The sequence below is a fragment of the Mucilaginibacter sp. PAMB04168 genome (assembly GCF_039634365.2).
Classification (GTDB): domain Bacteria; phylum Bacteroidota; class Bacteroidia; order Sphingobacteriales; family Sphingobacteriaceae; genus Mucilaginibacter.
In genome coordinates this window covers 5,064,484-5,081,908 of record NZ_CP155079.2, presented here as the reverse complement: position 1 = coordinate 5,081,908, position 17,425 = coordinate 5,064,484, and the positions used below count along the sequence as shown (strand labels likewise).

The window sequence follows — 17,425 nt, the reverse complement described above, 5'->3', positions numbered from 1 at the left end:
TTGAGGTAATACCCAAAATGAATTGTCTGCAACTTACAACGCACAACCTACAATATAACATACAACTCAATAATGAATTACGGATATTGGTTACCCGTGTTTGGCGGGTGGCTGCGCAATGTAGAAGACGAGAACATGACCCCTACGTGGGATTATGTAAAGAAGCTGGCCATGCGCAGTGAAGAAATTGGTTTTGATCTGGCCCTGATAGCCGAACTTTACCTGAATGATATTAAGGGAGAGCAGGCACCTTCGTTAGATGCCTGGTCTACTGCCGCGGCACTGGCCGCTGTTACGCATAAACAGGAACTGATGGTGGCTGTAAGGCCAACGTTTCATAACCCTGCCCAGTTAGCCAAGCAAGCAGCTAATATAGATCACATCAGTAACGGACGTATATCATTAAATGTGGTATCATCATGGTGGAAAGATGAGGCCGAAAAGTACGGAATCCAATTTGAACAGCATGATGACCGTTATGCCCGCACGGCGGAGTGGTTGAACGTGGTAGACAGCGTTTGGAACCGCGACAACTACAGCTTTGAGGGTAAATACTACCAGGTAAAAGACAATATCTTGCAACCTAAGCCGGTATCAACACCCCGGCCTAAAATATATGCCGGCGGCGAATCTGACGCGGCTAAAGATCTGATATCTTCTACCTGCGATGGGTACGTGATGCACGGCGATTCACCCGAGCTGATAGGTCGCCGGATAGCTGACATGCGCGAACGTCGCGAAAAGAAGGGTTTGCCGCCTATGCTTTATGGCGTGGCCGCGTACAGCATCATCCGCAATAATGAGCAGGAAGTTAAACAAGAACTGGAACGCATTACAAACGTGCAGGAAGGTTCATCAGGGTACAAAAATTACCAGCAGTGGCTGTCGGGTACTCAACTGGAGCAACGCGTTTCATTGCATGATTATTCGGTCTCAAACCGGGGCTTGCGCTCGGGCCTTACCGGTACACCCTGGCAGGTTCAGGATCGTATAGCCGAGTTTGAAAAGGTTGGCGTCGATTTCTTTCTTTTACAATGCAGCCCTCAGCTCGAAGAGATGGAGCGCTTTGCCGACAATATTATAGCCGCTAAGGTTAATTAATAGGCTTACAATATAGTTACTCAGCATCTAAACATTAGCCTGTAAAATAACATTTTACGGGCTTTGTGCGTTGTAATAGTATACCAATTTTAAACATTATGGAACTGCTATCCCAAGTTAAACTCTGGGGCGATCGCCATCACCCCAAATGGTTAGATTACTTCCGCATTGTATTAGGCATGATATTGATCTGGAAAGGTGTATCTTTTGCCTTAAATTTAAGCGCTTTTACAGCCTTAATGACGCAGAGCAGGCTGGTCACGGCGGTTTCATTAAGTATTGTAGCGCACATCATCATTGTACTGCACGTGATAGGCGGCCTGTTTATTGTTTTAGGTTCGCACACTCGCACATCATGTTTATTAAACTTACCAGTGTTGCTTGTAGCAGTATTTTTTGTTAACCTTAGCCATAATATATTTAAGCCTTACGCGGAGTTCTGGCTTTCGTGCACGGTGCTGGTAGGCCTCATCTGCTTCCTGATTGAAGGCGATGGGATCATATCTGTAGAGCATACTAAAGAAGGCGATCAAAGCGTTGCTCATTCTCAATAGTGCTTTATATCGAATAATATTGTTTTAGGAATTACAACTTTGCCTAAAACAAGAAGGCCGACGTATTTATATACGTCGGCCTTCTTTATTCATATTTCCGAAAGCTTATGCCAGCTTACGCTTTACTTCTACATTCTCGTAAGCTTCTACAATGTCACCTACTTCAATGTTGTTAAAGTTTTGAATGTTCAAACCACACTCGTAACCGGTGTTTACTTCTTTCACATCGTCTTTATAACGTTTAAGTGAAGCTAGCTCGCCGGTGTAAATTACCACACCCTCGCGGATGATACGTATTTTACTGTTACGGGTAATTTTACCATCTAATACCATACAACCTGCAATGGTACCCACCTTACTGATCTTGAAGGTTTCGCGTATTTCAACGTTAGCCACAATCTTTTCTTCAAAGGTTGGTGCCAGCATGCCTTCCATCGCTGTTTTAATTTCGTTGATGGCGTCATAAATAATAGAGTACAGGCGTATATCTATTTGCTCCTGCTCGGCCAGTTTACGTGCACTGCCCGATGGGCGTACCTGGAAACCAATGATAATTGCATCAGAAGCAGTTGCAAGCAATACATCTGATTCGGAGATCTGACCTACTGCTTTTGATATAATGTTAACCTGTATCTGGTCTGTAGACAATTTCAGTAACGAGTCGGATAATGCCTCGATAGAACCGTCCACGTCACCTTTCACAATAATGTTCAGCTCCTTGAAGTTACCTATCGCTAAACGACGGCCAATTTCATCAAGGGTAATGTGTTTCTGTGTACGTAAGCCCTGCTCGCGTTGTAATTGTAAACGTTTGTTGGCAATATCACGGGCTTCAACCTCACTTTCAAGTGCGTTAAACTTATCACCTGCAGTTGGCGCTCCCTGCATACCCAGCACCTGTACTGGTGTTGATGGGCCTGCCTCGCTTACACGCATACCACGCTCATTAGTTAATGCCTTAACACGGCCGCTATAGCTACCGGCTAATATTGGATCGCCTACACGTAAGGTACCAGCTTGTACCAGTACTGTAGTAACAATACCACGGCCCTTATCTAAGGCTGCTTCAATTACAGTACCTACAGCGCGTTTATTAGGATTGGCTTTCAGTTCCATTAACTCAGCCTCTAACAGCACTTTTTCCAAAAGCAGGCCTACATTTAAGCCAGATTTGGCTGAAATTTCCTGCGATTGGTATTTACCGCCCCAATCTTCAACTAAAATGTTCATGGCAGCTAACTGCTCGCGCACTTTGTCGGCATTGGCGCCTGGTTTATCAATTTTATTGAATGCAAATATAATAGGAGCACCTGCAGCCTGCGCGTGGTTAATGGCCTCGCGGGTTTGCGGCATCACGCTATCGTCAGCAGCAATAACAATGATAACAATATCTGTTACCTGGGCACCACGTGCACGCATAGCCGTAAACGCTTCGTGACCAGGTGTATCCAGGAAAGTAATTTTACGTTTGTCTTCCAGTGTTACTTCGTAGGCACCGATGTGCTGGGTTATACCACCAGCCTCGCCGCCAATAACGTTGGTTTTACGTATAAAGTCGAGCAATGAAGTTTTACCGTGATCGACGTGACCCATGATGGTTACGATAGGTGCACGAGGGATCAGTGTTTCCGGAGCATCTTCTTCCTCCAGGTTTATCTCTTCCTCATCAGGCTTAACAAACTCAATCTGATAGCCAAACTCGTCGGCCACAATGCTCAGGGTTTCCGCATCCAAACGTTGGTTGATGGATACGAACATGCCCAGGCTCATACATGTTGAGATAATTTGCGTTACAGAAACGTCCATTAAGGAGGCCAGCTCATTAGCGGTAACAAACTCGGTAACTTTAAGTACCTTAGATTGCAGTTCCTGTTCTAATGCTGCTTCTTCTGCTGATGCAGCTACATCATCCCGTTTCTGACGACGGAATTTAGCACGTTGTGCAAATTTACCTGATTTACCTGCGCCGCTTAAGCGGGCAAGCGTAGCTTTAATCTGGTCTTGTATTTCTTTTTCTGTTGGCTCTTCTTTAGGTGTACCTGGTGCCGGAGCATTTCGGTTACCAAAACCCGGACGATTGCCGCCTTGCTGGAAGCCGCCACCCGGACGGTTACCACCAAAACCCGGACGATTGCCACCGCCTTGTTGGAAACCACCCTGACGATTACCACCGCCTTGCTGGTTGCCACCCTGCTGGCCGCCGCCTTGTCCTTGCTGACCACCGGGTTGCTGACCTTGTTGAGGTCCCTGGCCCTGGCCTGGTCCGTTTTCCTTACGCTTGCGTTTGCGCTTGTTCTCTGCAGAGTTAGGGTTTGATGAACCTGCAGGTCCGTTTCCACGGCGGTTATTGTCAACCGGTAGTTGTATTTTACCAATTACATTCGGGCCGGTAAGGCGTTCTGCTTTCGCACGAATTACCTGGTTTTCCGGGGCTACTTCAGCTTCTGGTTTTGTGGCTGTAACTGGTGGCGTTACAGGTGCTGCCGGTGCTTGTACTACCGGAGCAGCAGGTGCAGGAGCCACCGGCTCTTGCTTAACCGGCTCGGGAGCAGGCTCTGGCTTGGCCACAGGTGCCGCCGGTGCTTGTACTACCGGAGCAGCAGGTGCAGGAGCCACTGGCTCTTGCTTAACCGGCTCGGGAGCAGGCTCTGGCTTGGCTACAGGTGCCGCCGGTGCTTGTTCTACCGGAGCAACAGGTGCAGGAGCCACTGGCTCTTGTTTAACCGGCTCGGGAGCAGGCTCTGGCTTGGCTTCGGGTTTCGGAGCTGGTTTGTTCAGGTTGTTCAGGTCAATTTTACCTACAACCTTTACGCCCGGTAACGAACCGTCTGGCCGCTCTTGTGGCTTTTCAGCCTCTTTAGGCCGATTGGGCGATTGCGCAAATGTGCCCGCGTTTTTGATCAGGATTTCCTCCTGCTCAAAATCCTTAGCACGTGTCTCGGCCGGCTTGTCGGGAACAAAGCCAGGCTCATCACGGCGTATTTTGCCTATGTTGATCTGCTTAGCTTCTTCCTTAATGCTTTTATCAGCAGCAAACTGCTTTACCAGACTGCTGTACATGTCGCTGTTAAGCACTGCGTTAGGGTTTTTGTCAACTTTATAACCTTTCGAGTTTAAAAAGTCTACAATGGTACCCATACCAATGTTCAGCTCTTTTACTGCTTTAATTAACTTTATACCTTTGTCTTCTGACATTTATTAATTCTTTCTCTGCTTATTATATGCAAATTTACGATTTTTTATTGGCATATATTCAGCTTATTCAAACTCAGCCTGCAGAATTGATAAAACTTCTTTTATCGTTTCTTCTTCAAGGTCAGTACGTTTAACCAACTCACCAAGGCTCAGACTTAATATTGATTTTGCTGTATCTAAACCAACGCGTTTAAACTCATCAATAATCCAGCCATCTATCTCATCCGAGAATTCTTCGATGTCCACATCTTCCTCGTGCTCATCGGCCTCCCTGTAAACATCAACCTCGTAACCGGTTAATTTGCCGGCCAGTTTAATGTTGTGGCCGCCACGGCCAATAGCCAGTGATACCTGATCGGGTTTTAAATAAACAGCGGCTGTTTTACGCTCCTCATCCAACTTAATGGTGGTGATTTTTGCCGGTGATAATGCACGCTGAATGTACAGCTGGACGTTATTGGTGTAGTTTATAACGTCTATATTTTCATTTTTTAATTCACGAACGATACCGTGAATACGTGAACCTTTCATACCCACACAGGCGCCTACCGGATCAATACGGTCATCGTATGACTCAACGGCTACCTTAGCACGCTCGCCCGGTTCGCGAACAATTTTCTTAATGGTGATCAATCCGTCGAAAATTTCGGGCACTTCCAGTTCAAACAAACGCTGTAAAAATTCTGGTGCGGTACGCGAAATGATGATTTTAGGATTACTGTTCATCATGTCAACCTTGTGTACCACCGCTTTTACACTGTCGCCTTTTTTGAAGTAATCTGCCGGAATCTGTTCGCTTTTTGGTAACAAAAGCTCATTGCCTTCATCATCCAGTACCAGCGTTTCTTTTTTCCAAACCTGGTATACCTCACCAGAAATTAGCTCACCTACACGGTCTTTATATTTTTTAAAGATCTCGTCTTTCTCGAGCTCCAGAATTTTGGATACCAGTGTTTGACGTGCAGCTAAAATAGCGCGGCGGCCAAAACTTTCTAACGTAATCTGTTCAACAAACTCGTCACCAACTTCCAAATCTGGGTCATGTTTGTGTGCTTCGGCTAATTCAATTTCCAGGTCGTCATCTTCCGAAAATCCGTCTTCCATTACGGTACGGGTACGCCATATCTCCAAGTCACCATTGTCGGTGTTAACGATTACGTCGCAGTTTTCGTCATTGCCGTATTTTTTACGGATCATGCTGCGAAATACATCTTCCAACACACTCATCATGGTTGGGCGGTCAATGTTTTTAAAATCCTTAAACTCCTGAAAGGAGTCGATCAAATTAATATTGCTCATCTTATTTAAACGATATTAAAACTTTAGTTTCTGTTATACTATCAACCGGAATGGCACTTTCTACCAGTACGGCTTTTTTGCCTTGTTCTTTTACTTTTTCTTCAATAATTACATTGTCGGCCGTTAAAGCCAGCAACTTGCCTTCGCGTTTGCCGCCATCTGCAGTTTTGATAGCTACCTGGCGGCCAACGTTTTTTACATACTGCCGCGGCAGGGTAAGAGGCGTATCAATACCCGGCGATGATACCTCCAGGTTATAAGCATCGGCTATTACATTTTCCTCTTCCAGATGATAGCCTACGTGGCGGCTCACATCGGCACAATCGCCTACGCCAAGTCCGGTATCGCCATCAATCAGGATAATTAACTTACCGTTGCTGTGCATTTTTACACTTACCAAAAACACGCCTGGCTTTTCGGCCAGCTTTTCTTCAACCAGTTCTGTTACCCGCTTTTCAATATTCATCATTTACCAAAATTTGATTGATAAATAAAAAGAGGGGACACAGGTCCCCTCTTTTCTTTCCACAAATATAAATACTTTTATTTGAATTTCAAGTGGTTTGTTGCATTTGTAAGCTTACAAACTGCTGTGTATACCTCAGGCAGCTAGCTGAAACTGAATTTTATTAATGAGCGCCTGCACATCAAACGGCTTTAGCACAAAATCATCAGGAGCGCCTTCCGTGCTCTCTAACAAACGCGATGCAGCCTGGTAATTTCCTGATATAAAAATAATAGGTATATGCCTCGTTTCGGGGGCTGATTTCAGTGCTGAGCAAATTATGGTTCCATCTAATCCGGCAAGCATAATATCCAGCAAAATCAAATCGGGTTTAAAACGCGCTACTGCCTGAAATATATTCTCGGCCTTGGAAAGGGTTTCTACTTTATAATCGTATCTTAACAGTAAATCCCTCAGCATCTCCAACGTTTCCTTATCGTCGTCTACGGCTAATATCTTTTTGTACATGGCTTTTATTCAACAGGAACTGAACAATTCGTATGCCAAGTATCGGATATTAATCAATATGAAACAAGTGGCTATTGGTGGTTAAATAAACAACAAAAGGAGACTAGCGCTGGTTTCCTTTTGTTATAAAGTGTACTGTAAATTACTGTACAGATAAATTCATATTGGCTGCTATGGATTGTACAGAAGCCAAATGCTGCTTTAGTTTAGGCAGCGTTTTTACCGCAAACGCTTTTACGTCCGCGTCCTTTGCGTTGGTTGATGCTCTCTCAAACAAGGCTATTGTTTTCTTATGGTCGGCTACCATCATAGTTATGTAGTTCTTGTCAAACTCAGTGCCTGTAGTGTTGGCTAACATAGGATCGGCAGGCATAGCGGGCACTGCAGTCGAATAGCCTTTTTTAAGGGCAATTTTTTTCAATTCTGCATTAGCCAGTGTGTGGTCTTTAATCATACGCAAGCCGTAGGCTTTAACGCTGGCAGATTTACCTTTTTTAGCAGCCAGTTGGCCGGCTTTAACTTCCATTGTGTTGCCCATGGCGGCGTTTTTTACAAAGTTTACAGTTACCGTATCTGTAGTTTGGGCAAAAGATAGCTGGGCAAACAATGCACCAAATATCATTAAAAGAGCGTGCTTTTTCATAATAATAGATTATTTACACCGACAACAGTTTTGAAAGAGGCCGGTTTTACAAAAAAAGGGCTGCCTTATAAAAAGACAACCCTTACAACCTAATATACCCCTATTAAATTTTTGTAATTATATTTTGATGAAAAGCTCTGCATCGGGCTTACGGACTTTAGCAAACTGGCTGTATGGATCTTCGTCCGAACGGTAGCCCACATTTACAAGTACAGAAGTGGTCAAGCCCTTCTCTTTTAAGCCTAAAATTTCGTCGAATTTGCCGGCGTTGAAGCCTTCCATAGGGGAGGTATCAATGCCGAGTTCAGAGGCAGCGCTGATTAATACGCCTAAAGCAATATAAGCTTGTTTGTGTGCCCAAGCAATTTTTTGGTCTTCGCCCATGCGTGCGATTGAACCCAGCATGGCGTTCTCAAAATCTGCCAGGTTTGCACGGTCTACCTGGCGTACGCGTGCAACTTCGTCTACGTAGGTTTTAACGTAAGCCTCATTAATTTCTGTTTCGGCAGCAAATATTATCACTTGCGATGCATCGGTTAATTGCGTTTGGCCGTAAGCGGCTTCCTTGAGTTGCTCGCGTATTGCAGCATCCTCCACTACAATAATTTTATAATGTTGCAGGCCAAATGAAGAAGGTGCGAGTTGTGTTGTCTTTAATAACGTTTGCAGCTTATCGGCACTGATTTTTTTAGTATGATCAAATTTCTTAGTAGCATAGCGCCACTCTAAGGCGTTTAGTAATGACATGACTGTTTGTTTTAGTAAAGCAAAAATACATGTTTAAACATGTATTTTTGCAATCATATTGTCATACTTATTGACGCCTAGTTTTTTGGGACAAAGATGAGGGCGATTAATTAAAGCAAGCCACGTTCACGTAATTGTTTACGGCGTTCCTTTTCCAGGCGCTTTTGTTCTTTTTGCGCGTCCTTTTCCCGCTTCTTTACGGCGTCAAGGGAGTCGGCAATAGCCTCTTTGCGGCGGTCAGCGCTATCTTTTTTGCCAAACAGACGTGACAGGAAACCCTGCTTTTTCTCAGGTTCAGCCTGCGGCTCTGTAACGCCTGGTAGTAAAATGTTTGGTGCGTCTGTATCGTCAGGATCCTGCTGCATCAGGCTATCAGCCACTGCGGTGTCAATAGGAGCAATACGCTGCCTTAGCGATTCTCTTAAACGTACATTGTAAAACCCGTAAGCGCTGCTGTCGCGCTGGGTCCAGCCGCGTTTAGCCATCAGGTTACCAATTAACCTGAAATAGCCATGCAAGCGGTAACGCAACGAGCCATCGGGTTCAAAGGCGTACAAACCTGCCTTTGGATTGGGTACAATGCTGGCCAGGTAAATACTTTCGCCTAAAGTAAGCTGGGCAGGTGTTTTGTTAAAGTAGAACCGGGCTGCTTCGCCAATGCCGTAAACATTTTTACCCCACTCTATAATGTTAAAATAAACTTCCAGCATGCGGTCCTTGGTCATCACCTGGCCGTTATACAAAAGCCACACAATCAGTATTTCCTCAAACTTACGGGTAAGGGTCTTTTGCCTGCTTAAAAAAGCGTTTTTAACCAGCTGCATAGAGATAGTACTGCCGCCCCGTTTGAAACGCTTTTCTTTAAAATCTTCGGCTATTGATTTACGCAGTGATTCCTGCACAAAGCCATGGTTGGTATAAAACGATGGATCTTCGGCCGTCATAACCGCATTACGCAGGTCGGGCGCTATTTCGTACAACGGTGTAAAATCAGGGTTTGACGGGCCTACGGTACGTGGTGGCATAGGTTTGCCTTTTTCGTAAGGTGTGTAAACAAACTCGCGGTTGAGGCGGCTCAGGTCTGTTTTTCCAAAACGCAATATCCGGAAATCCTGCTTGGCCAGGCCCGATTCAAACTGTACTTCATCAGGATTAGAAGTATCCAAAAAGAAGTGCATGTTATAACGCAGCTTTCCGGCTACCTGTATACCTTCAACAGAGTCAAATAACCCGCGTGGAAAGGAGTCGAAAAAGTTCTGCGCATCCTGCCAGTCAGTATGTACTTTAACGGTATACAATTTAACCGGCCGCATTTTATATTTAATATATGGATGGATGTTGAGCTTTTTAAGGTGAATAACCGATGAGCTATCGAGCGATATATACTTATCACCTACAAATACATTGGCATCAATTGATCCATCGGGCACAACTACATTTGTAGCTGACAGTGCCGGATGATTAACCAACAGGTTTTTAACCGAGCAATAAGTGTAAACCTGAGTTTCATCGTTGCCGTGCTCAACCTTATTAAGGCGTGTAGTGAGCGTATCAAAGTTAAATTTCAACTTAAACTTCTTTTCTATAAGCGGCAGTTCCACCTTTTTGCCATCGGCATATAGTTTTACGTCAATCTCTTTATCTGATGGATGCAGCTTGCCTGTAAAATGCCAGGTGGATTCGTGATCGTTCACATCAATGGTGGAGGTCAGGTCTCCATCATCAATACGAGCGGTTTTAGCTAATAACTTCACCTGGTTGCTATCATCAGCAAACGTTATTCTAAAATTTTGCAGATTAAGATTGTCCGGAATTTTATAAAGCACCTGGTTAATGAGGTTATCAGCAAACTCATTTAAACCCGACTTGGTCTTGGTTGAAGTAGAATCTCTTTTTTTACGGAACAGGAAATCATAATTACGTACGCCGTTTTTACTGATGAAATTTAAATAGCCATCCACCAATTTTACGTCTGACAGTTTAATGTTGCCGAAAATTAGCGGCCAAAGCTTTACGCTTAGTTCAAAATTGTCGATGCGCAGCAGGCTATCACGCTGGTAGGGCACTATACTGATGTGATCAAAAGCCACACTGCTGAGGCCGGTGAACTTGGCTTTGCCTATTTTTACATCTAAATTATACTCGCGTTTGGCTTTTGCTTTAGCTTTGCTGATAGCATTTTGCAGCAATGTTTCGCGCTTTGAATATGCTATATACCCGCCGATCAGGATTAACAGTACAATTATGCCGAGCACAATGCCGGCTATACGAAGATATTTAGGGTTAAGGCGATGCATCAGTAAATTTTATCCAAAACTAAATCTTATCGGCTATAAAACGATTTCGAACCGCAATTATTTCTCTAACAAAAGCAATACGCCCCTGTTTTAGTATTTTTGTGTCAATATAAAAACATGCAACTAAACAAAGAACAAGTACTGCAAGCCTTAAGTAATGTTGAGGAGCCCGATCTGAAAAAAGACCTGGTTACGCTGAACATGATTCAGGATATACATATTGAAGGTAACAAGCTTAGCTTTTCGGTGATATTAACTACGCCGGCCTGTCCGTTAAAGGGGCTCATTGAGAATGCCTGCCGCAATGCGATCAGTCATTTCATCAGCCCGGATATTGAAGTGAGCATTAATATGACCTCGCGCGTTACCACGCAAAAAAACACCGGCGTACCGGGCGTTAAAAATATTATTGCCGTAGCATCGGGCAAAGGCGGTGTAGGTAAATCAACCGTGGCGGCTAACCTGGCTTTAAGTTTAGCAGCCAGTGGGGCCAAGGTGGGCTTAATTGACGCGGATATATATGGTCCTTCGGTGCCTATTATGTTTGGTTTAGAAGGAGCCCGGCCTAAAGCGAGCCAGGAGAATGGTAAAACCCGCATTGAGCCGATTGAAAAATATGGTATTAAATTGCTTTCAATAGGCTTTTTTACCGATCCTAATCAACCTGTGCCATGGCGCGGGCCAATGGTATCAACGGCGGTAAAACAATTATTTAACGATGCCGACTGGGGTGAGCTGGATTATTTAGTAGTTGACCTGCCTCCAGGCACCGGCGATATTCATATCACTGTAACACAAAGCTTCCCCATAACGGGCGCTGTTATTGTAACCACGCCGCAAAACGTAGCGCTGGCCGATGCCAAGAAAGGTGTGGGGATGTTCATGATGGAATCTATCAATGTGCCTATACTGGGTGTGATCGAGAACATGTCGTACTTTACACCTGCCGAACTGCCCGATAATAAATATTATATTTTTGGTCAGGGTGGCGGTTTAAAGCTGGCTCAGTTAGTAAATGCGCCGTTTTTGGGAGAAATTCCACTGGTGCAAAGCATTAGCGAATCGGGAGATGCAGGAAAACCGGCCGTGCTGGAGGGTGCAGGCTTAATGCACCAGGCCTTTGGCCATATAGCCGAGCGCGTAGCACAGCAAGTATCGATTTATAACGCAAAGGCAACAGACTATGCCGACGTCATAAATCGTTAAAAAATTAATATCTTTACATTACAAAAAAGTATAAACATGAGTTTATTTGATCAGGTAGAAGCAGCTCTCGATACCATAAGACCATATTTGGAAGCTGACGGGGGGAATGTTTCGGTAGAAGAGATTACTCCTGATAATGTTGTTAAATTAAAGTTGCTGGGTTCGTGCGGTTCATGCCCTATGAGCATCATGACTCTAAAAGCAGGAATTGAGCAGGCTATTATGAAGGCAGTGCCCGAGGTAACTGCGGTTGAGGCTTTAAACTTAACCGATATGGACGATCCTAATGCGGTTTTGCCAGCCAATATGCGTTAATGTTAAGTAATGTTAAAGCTTAGCCGGATTTTATTTTAAACATTATTTTTGCTTGCTGAAACTATTTGAATAAACCCGGCGTAAATAATATTATACGGCTTAAGTGTTCCATGAAGAAGTGTTTGCTGATTTTAATTGTATGCCTGTTTGCTGCAGTGACTGCTTTTGCCCAAAAGGCAGATAAGCCCCTGGTGCAATTTACCGGTATTACTTTTAATGCCGACAGCGACAGGGTAATAGTACCTTATGTAACCATCACTAACCTGTCTAACAAAAATTCTGTTTTTATTGCCAATTACAAAGGTTACTTCTCTTTTGTAGTGCATGAGCGCGATACCTTGCGGTTTACATCGGTAGGCTTTGCGCCGCAGGAAGTAGTTATACCTGCTAACCTGGCTAATAAAAGCCACACGATTCAAATATTTATGAAGCCGCAGGTTATTAACCTGCCGGCTTTCCATATGTTCCCCTGGGCTACTACTGATGAGTTTAAAAAAGATTTCCTCACCATGAAACTGGCCGATGATGATCTTGAAAATGCCCGCAAAAATCTGAGCCGGAGCTCACTTGCAGCGGCCAACAGCACCTTGCCTCGCGATGCCAACGAAATACAATCGGCCGTTGGGCAGGATATGCACAATAGGATACTTAACTCACACTCCCTTATACCTAACCCACTGCTTAACCCTATTGCGTGGGGTACCCTCATCAAACAAATTACTGACGGCGATAAGAGCCGGGCTAATTAATATCCTTTGAGCGTATAACCCGTATGCTTACTTGTAGCTCATGGAAGTGTGATTGTTGGCTATTGCTAAATTTAAAAAAATTAAGCCTTACACAGCCTTCAAGCAACTCGCTCGCAGTTGTTATATTTGTATATGCTCTTACCCAATGCCTACCGTAAAATAATCCATATTGATATGGATGCTTTTTATGCATCGGTGGAGCAGCGCGATAATCCCGAATACAGAGGTAAGCCACTGGTGGTAGGCGGATTGCCGGAGGGCCGGGGAGGTGTGGTGGCAACGGCCAGTTATGAAGCGCGCAAGTTTGGCATTCGCTCGGCAATGCCCTCTAAAAAAGCATTGCAATTGTGTCCGCACGCTTTGTTTGTGCGCCCGCGGTTTGCGGTGTACAAAGAAGTCTCCAAGCACATACGCGAAATATTTAGCCGGTATACTGATCTAATTGAGCCGCTTTCGTTAGATGAGGCTTACCTGGATGTAACCGAAGATAAATTGGGTATAGGGTCGGCTATAGAAATTGCCATGCAAATTAAAAAAGCCATTAAGAATGAGTTGCAGCTTACGGCATCGGCTGGGGTATCGGTTAATAAGTTTGTGGCTAAGATTGCTTCTGATATCAACAAGCCAGATGGGTTGAAGTTTATTGGTCCGTCGGCCATTGAAAATTTTATGGAGCAGTTACCGGTCGAAAAGTTTTTTGGTGTAGGTAAAGTAACTGCAGAGAAAATGAAAAAGATGGGGCTGCATACCGGTGCTGATTTAAAGCAGCTTACTCAAGACGATTTAGTTAAGCACTTTGGTAAAACAGGCCGCTTTTATCATCAAATTGTACGTGGCCTTGATGACCGGCCCGTACAACCGCACCGCGAAACGAAAAGCATGGGTGCCGAAGATACCTTTGCCTACGACCTGACCGAGACCGAAGAAATGCATACCGAGCTGGATAAAATAGCACAAACTGTAGCCGACCGCCTCGAACGCTATAATCTTAAAGGCCGCACCATAACACTCAAAATTAAATACAGCGACTTTAAGCAGATCACCCGTAATCAATCTTTTACCCAACCCATTGGTGATGTGCAAACACTTAGCACTACAGCAAAGCAACTGCTGCTGGCTACACAGCCTGATGACGTGCGTATTCGTTTGCTGGGTATTTCGGTATCCAACTTTGGGGAGCTGGCCCCTAAAGTAAAAAGGGACGATGTGCCTGAACAATTGAAGCTGTTTTAGCGTTTGCACAACAGAAAACATCAACCTTAATAAAAGCACGCTTATGCGTTTGCTTTATCTATTACATGAGATTTGCCAGGCCTATTCTTCTTTCTATTGTACTGTTTATTATCGCTTTCAAAGTGGCTTATGGCCAGGCACGTAATTCAATTGGGGTTGGCGCCGGTTTAAATTTCCCCTTCAAAACAGGCTATAGCATTGGCCGCGACAGGGTACTACAGCTGCAGTTATTCTCCAAAAAACAATGGGCTTTTATGCCGGTACTTGGCTTGGAAAATTTTAAAGGTAAGCAGGAAGCCGATATGGATGTAGCCTTTCTAAATATGGCCGCTAAATACTATGTTAGTAAAACGGTGTTTATTTACGCAGGCCCATCCGTTTATGCAGGGGGGAATGATAACGGTGTAGCAGGTGCCGGCGGTGCTTTGGGTGCAGGGTATGATTGGACGCTTGATGGCTTTAGCAGCATAGAGTTTTCGCTAAGGACTGACTTTTTGCCGGCTTACACGCGCTTGCCTCCAGCAGCCGGAATACGGGTAGCCTACAAATTTAATTTCAAGCATAAAGACGGTGAACGGAACCGGTTTGATATTCCCTAGCATCGCTTAGTACATTACACCACCATTTTTACAGTCGTATTCTTGGTGCTACGTTCGGGGATGGCGTTGCGGTTCTTTAATAAACGGATCTCAAGTCTTATTTCTAGAGAGTTTGGATGAACTATTCCTTCCCCGCCACGCAGATCACAAATTCGCCCTTAACAGGGTGCGTTTCGTAATACGTTTTTACCTCGGCTACTGTTCCACGTACGGTTTCTTCGAACATTTTGGTGAGCTCGCGCGATACGGAGATCTGCCTGTCGGCTCCCCAGTAAGTAATCATTTCATCCAGCGTTTTTAACAGGCGATGGGGCGACTCATATAAAATAATGGTGCGCTCCTCTCCGGCTAAAAATTTATACCGTGTTTGGCGGCCTTTTTTCAGCGGTAAAAAACCTTCAAAGCAAAACTTATCCGTCGGGAAGCCCGAGTTAACCAGGGCAGGTACAAAAGCAGTGGCGCCCGGCAGGCATTCCACGGGCAAATCATGCCGTAGGGCCTCACGCACCAGGAAAAAACCCGGATCGGAGATAGCCGGCGTGCCGGCGTCTGATATAAGCGCTATATTCTTTCCTTCCAGCAAGAACTTTACAATTTCGGTTGATGATTGATGCTCATTGTGCTGATGATGCGCAAATACCTTTTTCTCGATGCCAAAATGTTTGAGCAGGGGGGCTGAGGTACGGGTGTCCTCTGCCAGTATCAGGTCGGCCTCTTTTAGCACCCTGATGGCCCGGTAGGTCATATCCTCTAGGTTACCGATGGGTGTAGGCACTAAGTAAAGTTTACCGGTCATGTTGCTTACGGGTGGTGGTTACAGGCTGATTGGTTGAGCGCAAGTGAAAAAAAATCACCACTCACCACTCACAACCCGCAACTCATCCTATCTTTGCTGCGAAAATTATCTGAAATAATGCTGCAAGTTAGTTATATCCGCGATAACAAGGAACAGGTTTTAGAACGTTTAGCTGTTAAAAATTTTAAACAGCCCGAACTGGTTGATGAAATTATACGCTTAGACGATAACCGCCGTCATACGCAAAACCGTTTAGATACTACATCGGCCGAGGCCAACACGGCCGCCAAGCGTATTGGTGAGCTCATGCGTAACGGACAGAAAGCCGAAGCAGACCTGCTTAAATCGCAAACAGGAAACTGGAAAGAGGATATTAAGCAGCTCAACGAGCAGCTGAGTGCCATTGAGCAAGAGTTACAGCAAAAACTGGTAATACTGCCCAATCTGCCTCATTCTAGTGTGCCGAAAGGCGTAAGCGCTGATGACAATGAGGTAGTATTGGAGAATGGCGAGAGACCTAACTTACCCGAAAATGCCCTGCCACATTGGGAACTGGCCACCAAATATAACCTTATAGATTTTGAACTGGGCGTTAAAATTACCGGCGCCGGGTTTCCGGTTTATAAGGGCAAGGGAGCTAAATTGCAGCGTGCTTTAATTAGTTTCTTTTTGGATGAGGCCGAAAAAGCCGGTTACAACGAAGTGATGCTGCCGCTGATGGTAAACGAAGCATCGGGTTTTGGCACCGGGCAACTGCCGGATAAAGAAGGACAGATGTATTTTGTTGGTCAGGATAACTTGTACCTGATACCTACTGCTGAAGTGCCTATTACCAACCTGTACCGCGATGTAATATTGAAGGGTGACGAACTACCCATCAAAAATTGTGGTTATACACCATGTTTCCGTCGTGAGGCAGGTTCATATGGCTCACACGTACGTGGGTTGAACCGCTTACACCAGTTTGATAAGGTAGAAATTGTGCAGGTAGTACACCCCGATCAATCATATAATATATTGGAGCAAATGAGCACACACATACAAGGCTTGCTGCAAAAGCTGGGCTTGCCTTACCGCGTACTGCGTTTATGTGGCGGCGATATGGGCTTTACGTCGGCCCTTACGTATGATATGGAGACCTGGAGCGCCGCACAGCAGCGCTGGCTGGAGGTATCATCAGTTTCTAACTTCGAAACGTACCAAAGTAACCGCTTAAAACTGCGTTTCCGCAATGCCGAGGGTAAAACTCAACTGGCGCATACCTTAAATGGTAGCGCACTGGCACTGCCGCGTATTGTAGCCACCCTGTTGGAGAATAACCAAACTGATAACGGTATTAAAATACCGGAGGTACTGGTGCCTTATACCCGTTTTGAGTGGATAGATTAAATTGATTTCGAAATCCCGGTGTTGAATTTCGTATTTTGATAAAAGCGTCATTACTGCTAGGTAATGACGCTTTTTGTTTAATTACTGTTGCGGACGGCCATCGGGCTTGGCATTGCCTTCACTCATACTGGTTGAATCTTTACCGGTTGAATCGGTGGTCATGCTTGAGCCGGTTGTTTCATTGCCTGCATTTGAACCCTCTACTGCATTGGCAGTATCGGTAGAGCCACCTACGTTTTTATTTTCGCCGCCGTTACCCCCGCATGCGGTTAATGAAGCGGCTATTAATGCTATAGCAGCTAAGCTCTTTATGTTTTTCATAATCATGG

17 protein-coding genes are annotated in these 17,425 nt (G+C 44.8%); 8 read left to right on the top strand and 9 right to left on the bottom strand.

Annotated features, from left to right (window positions below; genetic code table 11):
• Positions 1-72: 72 nt before the first annotated feature.
• Together ABDD94_RS21345 and ABDD94_RS21340 are read left to right on the top strand one after the other, a co-directional pair.
• Entirely contained in the window at positions 73-1,101 is a 1,029-nt protein-coding gene (locus ABDD94_RS21345; protein WP_345950073.1) for an LLM class flavin-dependent oxidoreductase, read from the top strand.
• Positions 1,102-1,199: 98 nt separating this feature from the next.
• On the top strand, positions 1,200-1,655 hold the full coding sequence (locus ABDD94_RS21340; protein WP_345953924.1) for a DoxX family protein: 456 nt from the start codon (positions 1,200-1,202) through the stop codon (positions 1,653-1,655).
• A gap of 105 nt (positions 1,656-1,760) precedes the next feature.
• Here the strand turns inward: ABDD94_RS21340 and infB are convergent, their stop codons facing one another.
• The 7 genes from infB to ABDD94_RS21305 form a co-directional block, all read right to left on the bottom strand.
• The gene (infB, locus tag ABDD94_RS21335) at positions 1,761-4,850 is read right to left on the bottom strand and encodes a translation initiation factor IF-2 (protein ID WP_345953923.1); all 3,090 of its coding nucleotides are present in this window, start codon (positions 4,848-4,850) and stop codon (positions 1,761-1,763) included.
• 63 nt (positions 4,851-4,913) lie between these two features.
• Complete coding sequence (gene nusA / locus ABDD94_RS21330; RefSeq protein WP_345950076.1) at positions 4,914-6,149, bottom strand: transcription termination factor NusA; 1,236 nt, start codon at positions 6,147-6,149, stop codon at positions 4,914-4,916.
• A gap of 1 nt (position 6,150) precedes the next feature.
• Positions 6,151-6,615, bottom strand: a complete 465-nt coding sequence (rimP, locus tag ABDD94_RS21325) for a ribosome assembly cofactor RimP (RefSeq protein ID WP_345952083.1) — start codon at positions 6,613-6,615, stop codon at positions 6,151-6,153.
• A 135-nt stretch (positions 6,616-6,750) separates the two neighbouring features.
• Entirely contained in the window at positions 6,751-7,122 is a 372-nt protein-coding gene (locus ABDD94_RS21320; protein WP_345950077.1) for a response regulator, read from the bottom strand.
• Positions 7,123-7,264: 142 nt separating this feature from the next.
• Positions 7,265-7,765 carry a DUF4142 domain-containing protein gene (locus ABDD94_RS21315; RefSeq protein ID WP_345953922.1) on the bottom strand — a complete coding sequence of 167 codons (501 nt, stop codon included), beginning with the start codon at positions 7,763-7,765 and terminating at the stop codon, positions 7,265-7,267.
• A 117-nt stretch (positions 7,766-7,882) separates the two neighbouring features.
• A complete protein-coding gene (locus ABDD94_RS21310; protein WP_345950079.1) occupies positions 7,883-8,512 on the bottom strand; it encodes an NAD(P)H-dependent oxidoreductase in 630 nt (209 codons plus the stop codon).
• A 110-nt stretch (positions 8,513-8,622) separates the two neighbouring features.
• Positions 8,623-10,809 carry a transglycosylase domain-containing protein gene (locus ABDD94_RS21305; protein WP_345953921.1) on the bottom strand — a complete coding sequence of 729 codons (2,187 nt, stop codon included), beginning with the start codon at positions 10,807-10,809 and terminating at the stop codon, positions 8,623-8,625.
• A gap of 117 nt (positions 10,810-10,926) precedes the next feature.
• Between ABDD94_RS21305 and ABDD94_RS21300 the strand changes: the two genes are divergently transcribed.
• From ABDD94_RS21300 to ABDD94_RS21280, 5 genes are all read left to right on the top strand, one after another.
• On the top strand, positions 10,927-12,015 hold the full coding sequence (locus ABDD94_RS21300) for an Mrp/NBP35 family ATP-binding protein (protein ID WP_345950081.1): 1,089 nt from the start codon (positions 10,927-10,929) through the stop codon (positions 12,013-12,015).
• Positions 12,016-12,051: 36 nt separating this feature from the next.
• Positions 12,052-12,330, top strand: a complete 279-nt coding sequence (locus tag ABDD94_RS21295) for a NifU family protein (protein ID WP_345950082.1) — start codon at positions 12,052-12,054, stop codon at positions 12,328-12,330.
• Positions 12,331-12,440: 110 nt separating this feature from the next.
• On the top strand, positions 12,441-13,079 hold the full coding sequence (locus ABDD94_RS21290) for a hypothetical protein (RefSeq protein ID WP_345950083.1): 639 nt from the start codon (positions 12,441-12,443) through the stop codon (positions 13,077-13,079).
• A gap of 132 nt (positions 13,080-13,211) precedes the next feature.
• Entirely contained in the window at positions 13,212-14,312 is a 1,101-nt protein-coding gene (dinB, locus tag ABDD94_RS21285) for a DNA polymerase IV (protein ID WP_345953920.1), read from the top strand.
• A gap of 65 nt (positions 14,313-14,377) precedes the next feature.
• Positions 14,378-14,911 (top strand): hypothetical protein, encoded by a 534-nt coding sequence (locus ABDD94_RS21280; protein WP_345953919.1) that lies wholly within the window; start codon positions 14,378-14,380, stop codon positions 14,909-14,911.
• A 121-nt stretch (positions 14,912-15,032) separates the two neighbouring features.
• On the opposite strand, the gene rsmI is transcribed toward ABDD94_RS21280, so the two are convergent.
• Positions 15,033-15,707, bottom strand: coding sequence for a 16S rRNA (cytidine(1402)-2'-O)-methyltransferase (gene rsmI / locus ABDD94_RS21275; protein ID WP_345953918.1), 675 nt, complete (start codon positions 15,705-15,707; stop codon positions 15,033-15,035).
• A gap of 117 nt (positions 15,708-15,824) precedes the next feature.
• Between rsmI and serS the strand changes: the two genes are divergently transcribed.
• Positions 15,825-17,096 (top strand): serine--tRNA ligase, encoded by a 1,272-nt coding sequence (gene serS, locus ABDD94_RS21270; protein ID WP_345953917.1) that lies wholly within the window; start codon positions 15,825-15,827, stop codon positions 17,094-17,096.
• Positions 17,097-17,177: 81 nt separating this feature from the next.
• Here the strand turns inward: serS and ABDD94_RS21265 are convergent, their stop codons facing one another.
• A complete protein-coding gene (locus ABDD94_RS21265) occupies positions 17,178-17,417 on the bottom strand; it encodes a hypothetical protein (protein WP_345950088.1) in 240 nt (79 codons plus the stop codon).
• Positions 17,418-17,425: the final 8 nt, after the last annotated feature.